This window comes from Vespertiliibacter pulmonis (assembly GCF_013377275.1).
In the GTDB taxonomy this organism is placed as follows: domain Bacteria; phylum Pseudomonadota; class Gammaproteobacteria; order Enterobacterales; family Pasteurellaceae; genus Vespertiliibacter; species Vespertiliibacter pulmonis.
On sequence record NZ_CP016615.1, the window covers coordinates 1,394,491 to 1,411,082 of the forward strand.

Annotated in this window: 16 protein-coding genes and 1 tRNA gene; 9 read left to right on the top strand and 8 right to left on the bottom strand. The window is 36.4% G+C overall.

Annotation, left to right across the window (positions count from 1 at the left end):
- Positions 1-54: 54 nt before the first annotated feature.
- Positions 55-459 (bottom strand): lactoylglutathione lyase, encoded by a 405-nt coding sequence (gene gloA / locus A6B43_RS06810; protein ID WP_124210231.1) that lies wholly within the window; start codon positions 457-459, stop codon positions 55-57.
- An 83-nt stretch (positions 460-542) separates the two neighbouring features.
- Here gloA and A6B43_RS06815 point away from each other — a divergent pair, with 83 nt between their 5' ends.
- Genes A6B43_RS06815 through A6B43_RS06825 form a run of 3 tightly spaced genes read left to right on the top strand, consistent with a single transcriptional unit; the run spans position 543 to position 4,308 of the window.
- Positions 543-1,361, top strand: a complete 819-nt coding sequence (locus A6B43_RS06815; RefSeq protein WP_124210232.1) for a hypothetical protein — start codon at positions 543-545, stop codon at positions 1,359-1,361.
- Positions 1,362-1,393: 32 nt separating this feature from the next.
- Positions 1,394-4,114: a YdbH family protein gene (locus A6B43_RS06820; protein ID WP_237306871.1), complete on the top strand. Its 2,721-nt coding sequence runs from the start codon at positions 1,394-1,396 to the stop codon at positions 4,112-4,114.
- Positions 4,111-4,308: a YnbE family lipoprotein gene (locus A6B43_RS06825; RefSeq protein ID WP_124210233.1), complete on the top strand. Its 198-nt coding sequence runs from the start codon at positions 4,111-4,113 to the stop codon at positions 4,306-4,308. Before A6B43_RS06820 ends, A6B43_RS06825 begins: the two co-directional genes overlap by 4 nt.
- A 51-nt stretch (positions 4,309-4,359) precedes the next feature.
- On the opposite strand, the gene A6B43_RS06830 is transcribed toward A6B43_RS06825, so the two are convergent.
- Both A6B43_RS06830 and A6B43_RS06835 read right to left on the bottom strand, forming a co-directional pair.
- Positions 4,360-6,669, bottom strand: a complete 2,310-nt coding sequence (locus tag A6B43_RS06830; protein WP_124210234.1) for a Tex family protein — start codon at positions 6,667-6,669, stop codon at positions 4,360-4,362.
- 121 nt (positions 6,670-6,790) lie between these two features.
- On the bottom strand, positions 6,791-7,378 hold the full coding sequence (locus A6B43_RS06835; protein ID WP_124210235.1) for a YajG family lipoprotein: 588 nt from the start codon (positions 7,376-7,378) through the stop codon (positions 6,791-6,793).
- Positions 7,379-7,473: 95 nt separating this feature from the next.
- Between A6B43_RS06835 and A6B43_RS06840 the strand changes: the two genes are divergently transcribed.
- On the top strand, positions 7,474-7,782 hold the full coding sequence (locus A6B43_RS06840) for a BolA family protein (RefSeq protein ID WP_124210236.1): 309 nt from the start codon (positions 7,474-7,476) through the stop codon (positions 7,780-7,782).
- Positions 7,783-7,880: 98 nt separating this feature from the next.
- Positions 7,881-7,970, top strand: a tRNA-Ser gene (locus A6B43_RS06845).
- A 258-nt stretch (positions 7,971-8,228) separates the two neighbouring features.
- Here the strand turns inward: A6B43_RS06845 and A6B43_RS06850 are convergent.
- Together A6B43_RS06850 and A6B43_RS06855 are read right to left on the bottom strand one after the other, a co-directional pair.
- Positions 8,229-8,603, bottom strand: a complete 375-nt coding sequence (locus A6B43_RS06850) for a copper resistance protein NlpE (protein ID WP_124210237.1) — start codon at positions 8,601-8,603, stop codon at positions 8,229-8,231.
- A 23-nt stretch (positions 8,604-8,626) separates the two neighbouring features.
- Positions 8,627-8,935: a DciA family protein gene (locus tag A6B43_RS06855; protein WP_124210238.1), complete on the bottom strand. Its 309-nt coding sequence runs from the start codon at positions 8,933-8,935 to the stop codon at positions 8,627-8,629.
- Positions 8,936-9,043: 108 nt separating this feature from the next.
- On the opposite strand from A6B43_RS06855, the gene secM reads away from it, so the two are divergent.
- Both secM and secA read left to right on the top strand, forming a co-directional pair.
- Positions 9,044-9,364 carry a secA translation cis-regulator SecM gene (secM, locus tag A6B43_RS06860; protein WP_170152413.1) on the top strand — a complete coding sequence of 107 codons (321 nt, stop codon included), beginning with the start codon at positions 9,044-9,046 and terminating at the stop codon, positions 9,362-9,364.
- A gap of 53 nt (positions 9,365-9,417) precedes the next feature.
- The gene (gene secA / locus A6B43_RS06865) at positions 9,418-12,114 is read left to right on the top strand and encodes a preprotein translocase subunit SecA (RefSeq protein WP_124210240.1); all 2,697 of its coding nucleotides are present in this window, start codon (positions 9,418-9,420) and stop codon (positions 12,112-12,114) included.
- A gap of 88 nt (positions 12,115-12,202) precedes the next feature.
- Here secA and A6B43_RS06870 read toward each other — a convergent pair whose 3' ends face one another.
- On the bottom strand, positions 12,203-12,919 hold the full coding sequence (locus A6B43_RS06870) for a BUD32 family EKC/KEOPS complex subunit (RefSeq protein ID WP_124210241.1): 717 nt from the start codon (positions 12,917-12,919) through the stop codon (positions 12,203-12,205).
- Positions 12,920-13,086: 167 nt separating this feature from the next.
- On the opposite strand from A6B43_RS06870, the gene mutT reads away from it, so the two are divergent.
- A complete protein-coding gene (gene mutT, locus A6B43_RS06875) occupies positions 13,087-13,485 on the top strand; it encodes an 8-oxo-dGTP diphosphatase MutT (protein ID WP_124210242.1) in 399 nt (132 codons plus the stop codon).
- Positions 13,486-13,538: 53 nt separating this feature from the next.
- Here the strand turns inward: mutT and A6B43_RS06880 are convergent, their stop codons facing one another.
- Positions 13,539-13,970 carry a helix-turn-helix domain-containing protein gene (locus tag A6B43_RS06880; RefSeq protein WP_124210243.1) on the bottom strand — a complete coding sequence of 144 codons (432 nt, stop codon included), beginning with the start codon at positions 13,968-13,970 and terminating at the stop codon, positions 13,539-13,541.
- 133 nt (positions 13,971-14,103) lie between these two features.
- On the opposite strand from A6B43_RS06880, the gene A6B43_RS06885 reads away from it, so the two are divergent.
- On the top strand, positions 14,104-14,550 hold the full coding sequence (locus tag A6B43_RS06885) for a DUF805 domain-containing protein (protein WP_124210244.1): 447 nt from the start codon (positions 14,104-14,106) through the stop codon (positions 14,548-14,550).
- Between the two features lie 48 nt (positions 14,551-14,598).
- Here the strand turns inward: A6B43_RS06885 and htpG are convergent, their stop codons facing one another.
- Positions 14,599-16,482 carry a molecular chaperone HtpG gene (gene htpG / locus A6B43_RS06890; RefSeq protein ID WP_124210245.1) on the bottom strand — a complete coding sequence of 628 codons (1,884 nt, stop codon included), beginning with the start codon at positions 16,480-16,482 and terminating at the stop codon, positions 14,599-14,601.
- Positions 16,483-16,592 lie beyond the last annotated feature (110 nt).

Consider the following 16,592-nt stretch of genomic DNA (forward strand, 5'->3'; position numbering starts at 1 on the left):
ATCAAATAGGCAATGTAAAAAATAGCTAAAACTGACCGCTTGCTATTTAATTTGTTAGCCTAGGGCTTTTTGTGCATCTTTATTTTCGATAAATTCAATTTTATAGCCATCAGGATCTTCTACAAAAGCAATAACCGTTTTGCCACCTAATACGGCTCCAGCTTCACGGGTAACTTTTCCGCCCGCATTGCGAACAGCTTCAACTGTTGCATAAATATCGTCAACTCCAATAGCAATATGCCCGTAACCTGTACCTAGTTCGTATTGTTCAACACCCCAGTTATAAGTAAGCTCTAGTACTGCACCCTCACTTTCATCACCATAACCTAAAAAAGCTAAAGTATATTTGTACTGTTCATTTTCTGTCATTCGTAATAACTGCATACCTAAAATATCAGTATAGAATTTAATTGAACGTTCTAAATTTCCAACACGTAACATAGTATGTAAAATTCTCATAATGAATCCTCTTAATTATTAGAAAAATGAGCTAATAGTATGGCATAATCACGTTATAAAGTCACTTTTAGTAAGTTTAGTTTATGTCAGATCATCAACAATCTAATTCTAAATTGGAAATTATCACTTTCACTATTTTACCATTGTGTTTAATGCTGTTTATTCAAATGTGGCTTAATTACAATGCAGCACCTAAAAATTCGATTTTTATCTCACCTTATTTGTTAGCCTTTTTAGTTACCATTATTCTTAGTTTAATTGTGCTATGGAAAGGGGATATTTGCCCAGGGCAACGAGGGAGATTAGTTACAATTTTACCTTGGTTAGTGCTATTTTCATTAGGTAATACAGCTTATAGTCTAGGCTTTACACCAAAGCATACTCCCGCATTACTGATTATGACGGTATCAGTGGTATTGCCATTTTTATTATGGAAATTACCAGAAGATGAACAATTTAAAAATATTTTTATTTACTGTGGATTAGCAATGGCGGGCATTGCGGTTTTCCAATATTTATTGATCTATTGGTATGAATTGCCTTCGTTATTTAATGGTCTTCGTGCGAATAATTTTGCTCAATTATTATTGGGGATTTTGTTAGCTGGATGGTATCTCGTATTAGCTAAAAGTCGGTTAGAAGGCTTTTTAAAATTATTAGTATTGCTAGCATTGGGAACTTTGATACTGAATTACCTTTGGGTGGCATTTATGATGTATCAATATTTACATTTAATGCCAGAAACTCCTCTTTATCCATTTTTTATCTTCTTTGCTGTACAATTTATGATTTTTATGGCGTTAGCTTGGTTATTATTAGGCAAAAATATTAAGAACCCAACAGCTTGGACACTCGCAACAGGTTTAGCGATGTTATACCCTCTAACTAATATCGTGTTGTAAATTACAAGCTATACCGATATAGCGAGAAAGTAATGATGGTTCGCCGAATAATATTCATTTTAACTGCGGTGTTTGCAATGCTAATAGCAAGCACCGTAGCTTTATTCAGTAGTGGACAGCTTGCAACTACGATAAATTGGGTTTTACCGAATGCGTGGCGAATAGATATTCCTCACCCCCTAGTCAGTAGCTGGGAAAAGGCACAGTTACCGCATTTTTCACTTACTTATCAAGGCTGTCCGTTACTTCGTGCTGATGGCTTTAAAATCCAATGGGCAGAGATACCGAACCTTTCATTACAACAAGCCACGTTAGATTACACTTGTTTCGATAAATTTCCAAAAAATGAACAGTCTTCAACCTTTGGGCCTGAACAAATTAAATCGATAATAGCATTACTACCTAATGGATATATCGATATTAAACAATTAGCTTGGGTAAATTTACCAGAGAATCTTCCCGCAAGAATTTCTCAGTTATTAGCTAGTCCAAGTGAAATCCATATTGCAAAAAATAGTGAAAATCTGACCGCTTATCTTGCACAAAATCAGGTAAAAATTGAATTGACTTTAACGGGGCGACAACTGGCTGGCGAAATAGCATATCGTCCAAGTAAGCAGGAAACTCATAAATTCACATTGAATACACAATTACCTGAAAATTTATTACAGTTACCCGAAAATTTAATCGCAGAATATCAATGGCATTTGCCAACAGAACTTTCTCCTGATCTTGCATTACAACAGGGGCATTCAATCTTAACGTGGCAAAGATTGAATGATCAGAGAGTGGGTCAGTGGCAGCTACAATCACAGGTCTTACCCGATCATCAATTAACCTTCCCATTTACTATTGATAAAAACAGTATTGTAATTGAGCAAGGAAAGTTTGATTGGGCATTAAGTGAAAATCTCGCATTGCGAGGTTTTATCACGAGCAAAATAACCCCTCAGCAGTTTGATTGGCAAAACTTATTTCCAATTAAAACTGCAATTCGTTTGAGTTTGCTTTCTGAGAATAAAAAAGGCAAAGGTAATGTAGTAATTAACAGTCCAGAAGGGGAATGGCAGGCAGCTAATTTTAGCTTACCCGTAAATATTCACGGTAATATCAAGCAAGGTAATTTTATTTTATATAGCGCCGTGCCATTGAGTATTAGTGGTAGTTATCACGATCCAACCCTACGGTTTCTTTCATCTGCTCTTTTACGAGTAACGGGCAAAGAACGTTTTTTAGATATCCAAGATCTACGTTTTCCATTGGCGGGTATCCGAGTAAATAAGCAAGGAATTAACGGCAGATTGCAGGCAATTTTTAGAGGTGAAAGTCCCGATTTTAAACAAATAGAATTACATTTAGATGGGTATGCTAAAAATTTTAAAGCAGGGGCATTAACTTTTTTTTCAGATGCTCAACAAGAAACGGGCATAAACGATCGTTGGCAATGGAAATTCTGGGGAAATAGCCGTTTAGCAATTGCTAAAAGCCTGCTTTCACTTACTGGACGAGGGAATTGGCACGGAAAAGTCGTTCAGCTTTCAGAACTTTATGGCAAATTAGATAACATTCAGCGGGAGAGCATTAAAATTCCAAAACTTGAACTAAGTTTGCTTGAGCCGATTACGTTTGCCTACGAAAAATGGCGATTAACAGGGGGAGTAAAACTCTCAGCTCCGAAAACAGAATTTAGTTATGGTGGGACGCTAGAGCAACCTACGGCACGACTTAATGTTAATGGAGAGTTGGAAAATCTCAATTTTAAAGGCGAAGTTACAGCGGGTACATTAGGACCTATTCGGTTGTTTGCTCGCAGACAATTATCGGAAAGAGATAGTAGTATTGTAGGACGACTTTATTGGAGTGAGCAACCTGCTAATGTTTTCCAATCATTGCTTCCATTTCGCTCAAATTGGGTGATTACTCACGGCAAAATTAGGGGAGAAACAGCATTTAGTGCTAATAGTAAAACAGGGTTTGTGGCAGGCGGACATTTTTCAATTCAGCAGGGAGCTATTTCTTTTCCAAGCGGGGAGTTAAAGGGGATTGAGTTTTCTCTGCCTTATCGGCTTCAAAATAATGAAATAGATATTGGAGTTAAACAAGCCCTTGATGTACAAATAGCAGAAATTAATGTGGGACTGCCGATAACAAATGCAAAATTGAAATTGCAGGGACATTATCCTTATACTAAAAATCGCCCATTATTGTTACGACAGCTCTCTTTTAATTTATTGGGTGGTTCATTGAATATTGAACGTTTTGCCTTGCCTCAACGGCAAGTTGCTTATCTTAAATTGCGTGATATTCAATTTGAACAATTATTAGCTTTAGCGCAGTATCATCATCTTTCTCTTACAGGTAAAATGCAGGCTAATTTACCGTTTTGGCTGAGTGGTCAGCCGTGTTATATTTGTGGCGGAAGTTTTACACAAGCGGGTAGTTCCTCCCTAAAATTTACCCCTGACTTATTAAATGCGATGAAGAAAAGTGGTTATACCGAACAGTTACTGACTTATTTGGTCAATGATAGTCAAATTGAGGAACTAAACGGACAAATTCAGTTAAATTCTTTAGGGCAGATGCGGTTAAAATCCGCTTTGAAATTAGCCTTATCTGAACATCAAAATGCAAAGATTAATTTGAACTATAATCACCAAGAAAATTTGTTTGATTTGTGGCAGTTGATCAATTATGGTTCACAATTTGAACAAAATATTGAGCATTCTATTTATCAAAAATTGGATAATCGATGATACAGAAAATAATATTATTGTGGAGCGTAATGTTGTGCTTCAATCTCACCGCTTGTACCCCTAAAATTCAGCTTGAAACGCCTAAAGAAGGGATTACGATCAATATGAATGTGGTGGTAGATCATAAAATTGAAGTATCAATGGATAAACAATCTCGGGCGATTATTAAAAATATTGATAAGAGTAAAAAGTAACCTAATAAAATAAATCCCCTGCATTAGCAAGGGATTATTTGGCAAAATAAATTATTTTTTCCAGCCTTTGAGTGCGTCTGCAAATACATTATTGCCCACGCTTTTTTCTTGACGTAGCAAGCGATCATTTCGGTCAAATTTCTTGCGAGATGGACTATTTGTTTCAGTTTTTTCAGTTGGCTTATCGTCTAAACGCATTGTGAGTGCAATTCGCTTGCGAGGGACATCAACTTCAAGTACTTTCACTTTTACAATATCACCCGTTTTAACAACTTTGTGTGGATCGTCCACAAAGCTGTTAGCAAGCATTGAAATATGTACTAAGCCGTCTTGATGAACGCCAATATCCACAAAGGCTCCAAAGTTAGTTACATTGGTAATTGTACCTTCTAAGATCATTCCCGCTTTGAGATCGTTAATGGTTTCCACACCGTCCATAAATGTTGCAGTTTTAAATTCACCACGAGGATCTCGCCCCGGTTTTTCAAGCTCTTTAAAAATATCATTAACAGTGGGTAAACCAAATTTTTCATCAACGAATTGGTTAGCGTGCAGGCTATGAATTTTAGTTGAATTTCCCATCAACTCATTCAGCGTAGAAGCGGTAGCTTGCAGAATTTTTTCAACAACAGGGTAGGCTTCAGGGTGAACACTTGAAGCATCAAGCGGGTTTTTCCCGTTTAAAATTCGCATAAATCCAGCACATTGCTCGAAGGCTTTAGGCCCAAGACGAGGTACTTTTTTTAAGTCCGATCGGCTAGTAAAGCGTCCATTTTCATCACGGTATGCCACAATATTTTGAGCAAGTGTTTTACTCATACCTGCAACACGAGCGAGTAGAGAAGCAGAGGCGGTATTCAAATCTACGCCAACGGCATTTACACAATCTTCAACAACGGCATCCAGTTTGCGAGCGAGCTGGGATTGATTAACATCGTGCTGATATTGTCCAACACCAATCGCTTTAGGTTCAATTTTTACCAGTTCTGCCAATGGATCTTGCAAACGGCGAGCGATAGAAACTGCACCTCGTAGCGATACATCAAGGGTTGGAAATTCTGCTGCGGCTAGTTCAGAGGCAGAATAGACAGACGCACCTGCTTCACTAACGACAACAGTTTGTGGTGTCCAATCGCCGTATTGCTGGATTACTTCTTTGGTAAATCGTTCAGTTTCTCGAGAGGCTGTGCCATTACCGATTGCCACGAGATCGACGTGGTGTTTTTTACCGAGTGAATATAAGATTTGCCCTGCTTTCTTAGGATCAGTCGTATGGGGATAGATTGTGGCGGTATCTAGTAATTTCCCTGTGGTATCTACAACTGCAACTTTTACTCCAGTGCGAAGACCAGGATCGAGCCCCATTGTATTTCTTGCTCCAGCAGGTGCTGCCATTAAGAGTGCTGAAAGGTTGCGAGCAAATACATCAATCGCTTCGTCTTCTGCTTTTTCCCGTAATGTTCCCATTAGCTCAGTTTCGAGGTGAAGTAAGGCTTTAATTTTCCACGTCCAACTAATGACTTGGTTACGCCAACTATCTGCAGGTTGGTTATTGAAAATTATTCCTAAATGTTCACGAATAATTTCTTCACAATGACTTGTGCGACTGCCTTCTTCAGCATTAGGATCTGCATTGAGTGAGAGCGATAATATACTTTCATTACGCCCACGAAACATTGCTAATGCACGATGAGAGGGTACTGTTTTGTAAGGTTCACTATGTGTAAAGTAATCACGGAATTTTTCACCTTCTTGCTCTTTACCGTCAATTACTTTAGCTTCAATAGTTGCGTAAGCGGTGAGATAATGGCGAAGTTTTGCAAGTAATTCAGCATCTTCTGCGAAACGTTCCATTAAAATATAGCGAGCGCCATCAAGGGCGGATTTTATATCAGATACCCCTTTTTCTGCATTGATATACTTCTCAGCAACTTGTTCAGGCAGTTGAGCTGGATTATTCCAAAGACTTTCAGCTAAAGGCTCAAGCCCTGCTTCAATGGCAATTTGCCCACGAGTACGGCGCTTAGGTTTGTAGGGTAAATAGAGATCTTCTAGCTCTGTTTTACTTTCGGTCTGCTCTATTTTTGTTCGAAGATCATCTGTAAGTTTACCTTGTTCATCAATGGATTTAAGAATAGTTTGGCGGCGATCATTGAGATCTCGTAAATAGGTTAAACGGCTTTCAAAATGGCGTAGTTGGGTATCGTCTAATCCGCCCGTAACTTCTTTACGATACCGTGCAATAAAAGGAATCGTATTGCCTTCATCAAGTAAATGTATAGCCGCAAGAATTTGTTCTGAGCGTACGGCAAGCTCTGCCGAGATAATTTGGCTGATTTGGTGATTAAGTGTATCAGTCATTGATTGTCCTTATAACAGCATTAAAAGAGACTGGTAATAAATATTTGAATGGAAATATGGCAAGCGATCACAATGCAAAAAATGCTAGATTCTGACCGCTTGTTGAAGCTATTGTGAATAACTATTTAAATTGATGAATAGCATTGCCAATTTCATTATCGTTATAGATTGTTTGGATCATATCTGAATAAGCGTTATTCAATACTTTCTGTATTTCGGTGTTGTTTGCACCAAAAGCACCCTCATAAGAGCGAGAGGTTGCAAAATTTTTATTGAAATTACCTCTTGTTCCGCTTACTGCAACGTCAACATTAATATTGGCATTGATTTTATAGCGTAAATTACCTTGTTCTACATCAGCAAAGAATTTTTTGATGTTTAGAGTAACATTGGCGTTGCCTGCTCCTTGCACAACAGCAAAGCCTTTGCTATTAAGGTTTTGTTGCATTGCTTGTTGAAACATTTGGGCAACATCTGGTACAGCATTCAGACGAGTAATTTGTCCTGAAGAGGTATAACTTGCCACTTCAGCAGATGGGCGTAAATCACGGGTGGCAACATTCACTAATGCAGTTTGATTATTGGTATCAAACATTGAGCTTGGTGAGGGAGTCGTGAAGGTGAGCGTATTCGATGGTGTTTGACAACCTGTAAGAACTAATGTTGTGAGTAAAGTTGTAAAGGTAATGACTTTGGTTGATAATTTCATAAAATTTCCTTTCTGTCAGTGATGATGATTTTGTAAATCAGGTTAAGACAAAGTATAGTATTATTTTGCCATAAATTTCCAAATGGAGTAGAAAAATGTCCGTAGAACAAACGATTAATGCCAAGCTAATGGCAGAATTTTCCCCAACTTTATTACAAATCGAAAATGAAAGCCACAAGCACAGTGCTGGACGGGCTGAATCTCATTTTAAAGTTACACTCGTTTCCTCTTTTTTTGATGAAATGCGAATGGTTGCTCGTCATCGTGCAATTTATGCTTGTTTAGCTCACGAATTAGAAACAGGTGTACACGCATTAGCATTGCATATTTATACTCCAACAGAATGGGTAGAAACAGGGCAGGTTGCACCTAAATCGCCTAATTGTATGGGGCATGGGCAATAATTGTTCTCGTAAGTTTATAACATCTTGCTTAGACCATTAAAATCAGGTATAGTTTAACGAAATTCAAATGTGCATTCCTTGCACATTTTTTATTGATTGGTGAGATGTCCGAGTGGTTGAAGGAGCACGCCTGGAAAGCGTGTATATGGGAAACCGTATCGGGGGTTCGAATCCCCCTCTCACCGCCATTCTATTATCATAACACCTAGAATTGTACAAAATTTCTATAACTATACAAACATTTTATCTATTCTCACTTAAGATTGCTATGCTATAAAAAGCCAATAGACATCATCATTTCATATGATAACTAGGACTTTAATACTGTTTTTAAACCGTTTTAAAGATAAAACCCTAACTATAAAGCTAGGGTTTTATAAGTTCTTAATAAAAAAGAATGGTTATAGAGGGCGCTTTATTTAATTTAAAGCTAGTAGAACCATTTATTAAGGTGCAGTTTTTAATAATTTATACTGATTGTTTTGAGGAGCTTCACCATTTTCGTCGCATATTTCAACGTAGTTATCTGAAACTTTTAGTAAAATTTCAGAAGTGCTACCTGGTTGTAAATGAATAACATCGGCCTTGTTTTTATCCCAGATATAAGCGCCTTTTTCTGAAAATGGGTGCTGTTTTTTATTTTTGAAGTAAACAGTATTATATTCGTAAGTTTTATCTTTATTTAAAATAAGCTCAGCATCAATTTTTTGACAGTCAGCGCAAGGTAATGTGCCTTTGAATGTGCCAGATATTGTTTTTTCTGGTAATGTAGAACAAGCCCCTAATAGGGTAGTTAGTGCAATTAATACGATTTTTTTCATTCGAGTATCCTCTTTCAGTTAATTTAAATAGTTTTGAATTCAGGATTCAATTTGAATTCCAATTCAGTAATATTCGGAAAGTCCGTTTGGATCAATTTAAGTAATAAGGATTGTTGTAGTAGAAATCCTTGTCTAACACTAGCACTTGGTACTTCAATAACCAACGAATTATCATACAAATTTACTATACGGTAAAGATTTTGATATTGCGTTGGCAGTCTCTGCTTAATGTTTTGGTTGATTAAATTGATTTGATTACTGCGTTCGACAATTTTTGCTAGGCTAGAGTTCTGTAAAATGTCACTAATATTTTTAAGTGGCTGAATTTTCATCTGTTTTAATCACTTTTGGTTTGTTTTCCCTTAATCTTACTCTAATATTCTGACTAATTTTACAAAATTAGCGTATAATAATCATAATTTTTCAAGTAATGAATGATAATGAGATTCTTTAAGCAACTGCATAAATCAGCATTTTGGTCGCAACTTCTTCTTGGTATTGTTGCGATTTTAGCGTTGCCTATCCCTCAGTTATCAAATGAAACTGAAAATAGCCCTATTCAGCAGACGCTTACCCTAAGTGAGCTAGTCGCAAAGGCTCAATCACAATCTGATGAAACTCAGATTTATTTTTTCTTACAAGATCTATTTTCTCTTCAAGTTGTTATCAAACAAGCGGTAACATTTTGCCAACTTTTTACCTCCTATTATCATTTTGATACGCTAGTTAATCCGCCTATTCGAGCTGGGCCAGTTATTTAATGATGTTTTATGAATAAGTATTAATGTTTTAATTAAATAACGAAAGGATTTTTATGTTTACTAAATTAATGACTGCTATTTTTGGAAGTAGCAATGAACGTACTTTACGCCGTTTAAATAAACGTGTAGTGCAAATCAATAAATTAGAACCTGAATTTGAGAAACTAACTGATGAACAACTAAAAGCAAAAACGGCTGAATTTAAACAGCGGATTGCTAGTGGTGAAAGTTTAGATGGGCTTTTACATGAGGCCTTTGCTACAGTGCGAGAAGCAAGTAAACGTGTATTAGGTATGCGCCATTTTGATGTTCAGATGATAGGCGGAATGGTATTAACTAATCGCAATATTGCTGAAATGCGTACGGGGGAAGGTAAGACTTTAACCGCAACATTACCCTGCTATTTAAATGCATTAATGGGAAAAGGAGTACATGTTGTTACTGTAAATGATTATTTGGCTCGCCGTGATGCGGAAACGAATCGCCCATTATTTGAATTTTTAGGTATGAGCGTTGCGGTAAATATTCCAGGAATTTCTCATGATGAAAAACGTATAGCGTATAAAGCGGATATTACTTATGCAACGAATAGTGAGTTAGGTTTTGACTATTTGCGGGATAATTTAGCACATAATAAAGAAGATCGTTTCCAACGCCCATTATATTATGCGTTAGTTGATGAAGTGGACTCGATTTTAATTGATGAAGCTCGTACACCTTTAATTATTTCAGGACCAGCTGAAGATGCAACTCATATTTATCAAGCGATTGATAAAGTTATTCCGCATTTGATTTTACAAGATAAAGAAGATAGTGATGAGTATATTGGTGAGGGAGATTTTACCCTTGATCTGAAAAGTAAGCAGGCTCACTTAACTGAACGTGGTCAAGTTAAAGTAGAAGAACTTCTGACTCAAATGGGTTTGATGCACGAAGGGGAAAGCCTCTATCACCCTGCACGTATTAGTTTATTGCATCATGTTTATGCTGCATTAAGAGCTCATAAATTGTTTGAAGTAAATGTCGATTACATTGTAAAAGACGGTGAAATTGTCATTATTGATGAACATACAGGTAGAACAATGGCAGGTCGCCGTTGGTCTGATGGTTTGCATCAAGCTATTGAAGCTAAAGAAGGGGTAAATATTCAAGGGGAAAATCAGACTGTTGCTTCAATTACCTACCAAAATTATTTCCGTTTATATGAAAAATTAGCAGGTATGACGGGGACAGCGGATACTGAAGCTTTTGAATTCCAACAAATTTATGGATTAGATACGGTAGTTATTCCAACTAATCGACCAATGATTCGTGATGATAAAACAGATTTGATGTTCAAAAGTGAACCAGCTAAATTTAAAGCAGTGATCCGAGATATTCAAGAGTGTATTGCTCGCCAACAGCCTGTTTTAGTGGGGACTATTTCAATTGAAAAGTCAGAAGCATTATCAGAAGCCTTGACAAAAGCGGGTATACCTCACAAGGTACTGAATGCAAAATTCCATGCTCAAGAAGCAGAAATTATTGCTGATGCTGGGTATCCAGGAGCAGTAACTATTGCGACTAATATGGCTGGGCGAGGTACAGATATTATGTTAGGCGGTAACTGGAAAGCGAAAGTAGCTCAGTTAGATAACCCAACTTCAGAAAAAGTTGCTGAAATCAAAGCTGAATGGGAAAAACAGCACGAAATCGTAATGAAAGCAGGTGGTTTACATATTATCGGTACAGAACGCCATGAATCTCGCCGTATTGATAACCAGTTACGTGGACGTTCAGGCCGTCAGGGCGATCCTGGTTCATCTCGTTTTTACTTATCGTTAGATGATGCTTTAATGCGAATTTATCTTAACGAGGGCAAGCTCAATATGATGCGTAAAGCGTTTACTGAAGAAGATGAAGCGATGGAATCAAAACTCTTAACTCGTGTGATTGCATCAGCACAAGCTAAGGTTGAAGCTCACAACTTTGATGGACGTAAACAACTTTTACAATATGATGATGTTGCTAATGAGCAGCGTAAGGCAATTTACGAACAGCGTAATCATTTATTAGATGCTGAGAATATTTCCGCAATGATTGATGTGATCCGTACTGATGTATTTAATAATGTGATTGATCAATATATTCCACCTCAATCTATTGAAGAAATGTGGAATGTACCAGGGCTTGAAATTCGCTTACATCAAGAGTTTGGAATGGAATTACCGCTAGTAAAATGGCTTGATGAAGAAAAAGATCTTGATGAAGATACATTACGTGAACGTATCATTAATATTGCTAAAGAGCAGTATGCTCAAAAAGAAGCAATGGTTGGTGCAGAAATTATGCATAACTTTGAGAAAGGTGTAATGTTACAAAATCTTGATGAGCTTTGGAAAGAGCATCTTTCTGCTATGGATTACTTACGTAAAGGGATTCATCTGCGTGGTTATGCTCAAAAAGATCCAAAACAAGAGTATAAAAAAGAGTCTTTTGAAATGTTTACCAATATGCTTGATCATTTGAAAGTAAATGTTATCAGTGTGTTAAGCCGCATTCAAGTGCGTAGTCAAGAAGAGGTAGAGCAAGCTGAACGTGAACGTCAAGCAGCAGCGGAACAAGAATCTTCTCATTACCACGAAGAAGGGAGCGATGAATTAAGTGAACAAGATCTTGCTAACTTAAAGATTGGGCGTAATGAGCCTTGTCCTTGTGGCTCGGGCAAAAAATATAAACATTGTCACGGAAGCAAAGCCAAATATGTTTAAATTGCGTTAAATAACGGATGAAATAACAATATAGGGCTAATAATTAGCCCTATATTATTTTTACGAATAATAAATTACAAAGATGAGTTTAATTGCTTTTTTCTAATATAAATTGATAAAGGCGAAGTACCGCCAATAAATCTCCACCAGCAATAGGTTTAAAGCACTTCATTAGATAAAATAATCCTCGTGTTTTATAGATAAATCGGCTCAGCATTTGATAAACCCTTTCTCCATTTTCTTGACGATAAGCTTGTAAAGCTCCTTCTATCTCTTTTTTATCAACCTGTTTTTTGAACATATTATGTAATAACAGTAATAGATCTCGGATTTTTTGCCATTCAAGATGACGTGAAAATAGGGGAGCTTCAAAATCAATAAATGAGATTTTACCATTTAGATAGGTCATATCTCGTAGTGCAGGTCGTCCATGAATAAGATCTTTCTGGTGGAGATCTGCTAATGTTTTACCTGCTAATTGTAAAATCTCACTATATTGAGTAGGATTAACTTCTTTCAATATATGATCTAAACGAGTACCAACATCTTGTAATACAAAGTAAGTCGGTGTTTCCAATATTAATTGAGGCACGGGAGCTTGCATTTTATTGAGAAAATGTAATTTATCTCGTTCTCTTTCAAAAGCTTTTAGGGGATTACCTTTACTCCATTTATCGCGCCCTTGTAACTGTTCAACCTGTTTCAGCCAATAACGTTGCCCTTTAAATTCAAAAGGTAAGACTCGCTGATGAGGAAATTGTTGTTGTAATTGGCTTGTAAATATACAAAATTCGTTGTCTGTCATAGTTTTCTTCTTTATTATAGTACGCATTGGTTATCCATAAACATAGCAGCTAGTTTACTGCGTTATCGTGATAAAATAAAAAATTAATATTAAAAATTTTAAAGATCCTACCGCTTGTATCATAATTGTATGAATAAGTGATTAAATATTTAGGAATGTAAAACATAATGTCTAAATCAGTGGTGAAAGTTGCAGCAGGGATTATCCGTAATGAATTTAAACAAATTTATCTTACCCAGCGTCTTGAAGGACAAGATTTTGCTCAATCTCTTGAATTTCCAGGTGGAAAAGTAGAAGCAAATGAAAAACCAGAACAAGCTCTTGCTAGAGAGTTAGAAGAAGAAATCGGTATTCAAATTTTAAATGCATTTCCCTATGAGCATTTTTGTTTTGACTATCCAACTAAAACTATTGAATTTTTCTTCTATTTAGTCGAAGAATGGGTAGGTGAGCCTTTTGGACGAGAAGGGCAAGAAGGTTTTTGGCTTGATCAAGCTGAGCTAGAAGAAGGGCAATTTCCTCCGGCTAATGCTGATCTAATTCGTAGGTTGAAAGCAGAAATTTAATAAAAGCCTAATAAGCGGTGAGTTTGTTTGGGATTTTTGCTATTTTAAAATATTTATTTCTTCGATTTTAAAATAGCATTCATTTCCCGTAGTAATTCAATCTCTTTTTTCTGATTTTCAATGATTTCATCTTTATGCGTAAGGAGTTCGTCTTTATGTTGAATAATCAGTTGGAATTTTTCTATCTCTTTTTGAAGGTCATTATTTCCGAGAGAGATAATAGCATGATTAAGAGAGTTTTCGGAATTATTAAAAACAGATTGCGCTAAATTAACAATTTTTTCTTCTTCCCCATAAGTGAGTAATTCACATATATCCATATTAAAAATTTCAGAAATCTGTTCTAAACGTGGCAAATTTGAACGAGTTTCGCCTCGTTCAATTTTGGCATAACCTTTTGTGGACATACTCAGTTTAGTTGCCATATCTTCTTGGGAGAGATGATGGTTTTCTCGTAATAAACGTAATTTTTCATTCACTTTCATCGTTGCACCACAATTTCGGGAAAGTAGGAACTTTCTCGGGTTGTAAAAGATAAGTTTTGTGGATTGTAGCATAATCTTAAGAAAATTTATAATTTAGTCTGTTTTTTAATCTTATGTAGGGAATGAAAATTTTATGAATTGGTATTTAGAAGTATTGAAAAAATATGCCGTATTTTCAGGGCGAGCAAGACGGAGAGAGTATTGGATGTTTATTCTTTTAAGCAATATTATCTCTTTGGGATTGCTTTATGTAGATTATCAAAGTGGTAGTTTAGGGAGAGGTTTAGTGATAAGTAATATTTATTCATTAGCTGTTTTATTACCTGCTTTAGCTGTTGGGGTAAGACGATTACACGATACAGGAAGAAGTGGCTGGTGGGTATTGTTGATACTATTTCCTCTAATAATGATCTATTTATCTATTTATCTGGCGATAAATGGTATTACAGCAGATTTGGTATTACCTGTTTCAATATTGGGCTTAATAATGTTGATTTCATTTATCGTTTTAATGTGTAAAGATAGCCAATCTGGCGAAAATAAATATGGTCCAAATCCTAAAGGCATAGATAATAAATAACCTATTTAGTTAAAATAAAAAGCACCGCATTTGCGGTGCTTTTTTGTTTTAGCCTAATAAACTATTCATTCGTTTGATAAAGGCTGTTGGGTTTTCTAATGTACCACGCTCAGCAAGTAATGCTTGTTCAAATAGTAGTTCGATCCAATTATTAAATTGCTCTTCATCGCTAATATCGGCAATCCGTTTTACCATTGGGTGATCAGGATTGAGCTCAAACGTGTATTTCACTTCTGGAGCTTGCTGACCCATTGCGGCAAAAAGTTTTGCCATTTGGGTTGTCATTTCATCGCTGTCGGTTGAAACAACAGCTGGTGTATCCGTCAAGCGGTGTGTTAAGACCACTTTTTTGACACGTTCGCCGAAGTAGGTTTTCGAACGTTCTAGGAATGAGCCAAATTCACTTTCTTGTGCTTTTTGTGTTTCTTCTTCTGCTTTGTCTGCTAGATCGCCTAAATCTAAATCAGATTTAGTAATGCTTTGTAATGGTTTGTCATTAAATTCAGTTAGGTGGCTAATGAGCCATTCATCAATGCGATCGGATAATAGTAAGACTTCAATCCCTTTTTTGTTAAATAGTTCTAAATGTGGGCTATTTTTTGCTGCAAGATAGCTATCAGCTGTCACAAAATAGATCGCTTTTTGTCCTTCTTTCATTCGAGCAATATAATCGTTTAAGCTCACGGTTTGCTCACTGCTGTCAGTATGAGTAGAAGCGAAGCAGAGTAATCCTGCAATTTGCTCTTTGTTTGCAAAATCTTCGCCAACTCCTTCTTTTAGTACCAAGCCGAATTCTTTCCAGAATTGTTGGTATTGCTCAGGGCTGTCTTTTGCTAATTTTTCTAACATTTGTAAAGCACGTTTAGTCAGTGCTGAACGTAATGCCGTAGTTGTTTTATTATCTTGTAAAATTTCACGAGAAACGTTGAGTGGTAAATCGTTTGAGTCAAGTAAACCACGCATAAAACGGAGGTAATTTGGCATAAAGACTTCGGCATCGTCCATAATAAATACTCGTTGTACATAGAGTTTTAAGCCGTGTTTTTGGTCACGGTTGAACATATCCCACGGTGCTTTACTTGGAATGTAAAGTAGGCTGGTGTATTCCTGTTTTCCTTCCACTTTATTGTGCGACCAAGCGAGTGGATCAGCAAAATCGTGGCTGATATGTTTATAAAATTCTTTATATTCTTCATCAGAAACTTCATTTTTTGAACGAGTCCATAAGGCTTGTGCTTTGTTAATTTTTTCCCATTTTGTACCAATTTCTTTGCCTTCATCATCATATTCTTTGGTCTGAATTTCAACAGGTAAGCCGATATGATCAGAATATTTGCTGATAATTTCACGCAATGTCCATTCATTTAAGAATGATTTTTCATCATCACGCAGGTGTAAAATAACATCTGTGCCTCTCTCTTTTTTCTCAATATCTGCAACAGAATATTCGCCTTCGCCCGCTGATTCCCAAATTACCCCTTGATCGGCAGGTAGCCCTGCAGCACGGGTTTTAACGGTTACTTTATCAGCAACAATAAAGGCTGAATAGAAACCTACGCCGAATTGTCCGATTAGTTGGCTATCTTTTGCTTGTTCTGAACCAAGAGCGTTTAAGAATTCTTTTGTGCCAGATTTGGCGATAGTTCCGAGATGATCAATCACTTGTTCACGGCTCATACCAATGCCGTTATCACTAATTGTAAGTGTGCCGAGTGCTTCATCAACACTAATACGAACACGAAGTTCTCCGTTTCCTTCATAGAGTTCGGGTTGAGATAAAGCTTTGAAACGTAATTTATCAGAGGCATCTGATGCATTTGAGATTAGCTCACGTAAGAAAATTTCTTTATTTGAATATAGGGAATGGATCATCAGTTGTAATAGTTGTTTAACTTCAGACTGAAAACTGTGAGTTTGTTGATTTTGGCTCATAATTATCCTCTTAATTTGAAATTTAGTTTAAAATTTAGCAAAAATAACGGTGAAATAACCGCTTATCTTTACAAAAAACGTTATATTACATAGGGTAAAAAAATATAATT

What these genes read in the sequence shown, in the direction of transcription:
- gloA (WP_124210231.1), bottom strand. Translation starts at nt 459, where the DNA reads ATGAGAATTTTACATACTATGTTACGTGTTGGAAATTTAGAACGTTCA.
- A6B43_RS06815 (WP_124210232.1), top strand. Translation starts at nt 543, where the DNA reads ATGTCAGATCATCAACAATCTAATTCTAAATTGGAAATTATCACTTTC.
- A6B43_RS06820 (WP_237306871.1), top strand. Translation starts at nt 1,394, where the DNA reads ATGATGGTTCGCCGAATAATATTCATTTTAACTGCGGTGTTTGCAATG.
- A6B43_RS06825 (WP_124210233.1), top strand. Translation starts at nt 4,111, where the DNA reads ATGATACAGAAAATAATATTATTGTGGAGCGTAATGTTGTGCTTCAAT.
- A6B43_RS06830 (WP_124210234.1), bottom strand. Translation starts at nt 6,669, where the DNA reads ATGACTGATACACTTAATCACCAAATCAGCCAAATTATCTCGGCAGAG.
- A6B43_RS06835 (WP_124210235.1), bottom strand. Translation starts at nt 7,378, where the DNA reads ATGAAATTATCAACCAAAGTCATTACCTTTACAACTTTACTCACAACA.
- A6B43_RS06840 (WP_124210236.1), top strand. Translation starts at nt 7,474, where the DNA reads ATGTCCGTAGAACAAACGATTAATGCCAAGCTAATGGCAGAATTTTCC.
- A6B43_RS06850 (WP_124210237.1), bottom strand. Translation starts at nt 8,603, where the DNA reads ATGAAAAAAATCGTATTAATTGCACTAACTACCCTATTAGGGGCTTGT.
- A6B43_RS06855 (WP_124210238.1), bottom strand. Translation starts at nt 8,935, where the DNA reads ATGAAAATTCAGCCACTTAAAAATATTAGTGACATTTTACAGAACTCT.
- secM (WP_170152413.1), top strand. Translation starts at nt 9,044, where the DNA reads ATGAGATTCTTTAAGCAACTGCATAAATCAGCATTTTGGTCGCAACTT.
- secA (WP_124210240.1), top strand. Translation starts at nt 9,418, where the DNA reads ATGTTTACTAAATTAATGACTGCTATTTTTGGAAGTAGCAATGAACGT.
- A6B43_RS06870 (WP_124210241.1), bottom strand. Translation starts at nt 12,919, where the DNA reads ATGACAGACAACGAATTTTGTATATTTACAAGCCAATTACAACAACAA.
- mutT (WP_124210242.1), top strand. Translation starts at nt 13,087, where the DNA reads ATGTCTAAATCAGTGGTGAAAGTTGCAGCAGGGATTATCCGTAATGAA.
- A6B43_RS06880 (WP_124210243.1), bottom strand. Translation starts at nt 13,970, where the DNA reads ATGAAAGTGAATGAAAAATTACGTTTATTACGAGAAAACCATCATCTC.
- A6B43_RS06885 (WP_124210244.1), top strand. Translation starts at nt 14,104, where the DNA reads ATGAATTGGTATTTAGAAGTATTGAAAAAATATGCCGTATTTTCAGGG.
- htpG (WP_124210245.1), bottom strand. Translation starts at nt 16,482, where the DNA reads ATGAGCCAAAATCAACAAACTCACAGTTTTCAGTCTGAAGTTAAACAA.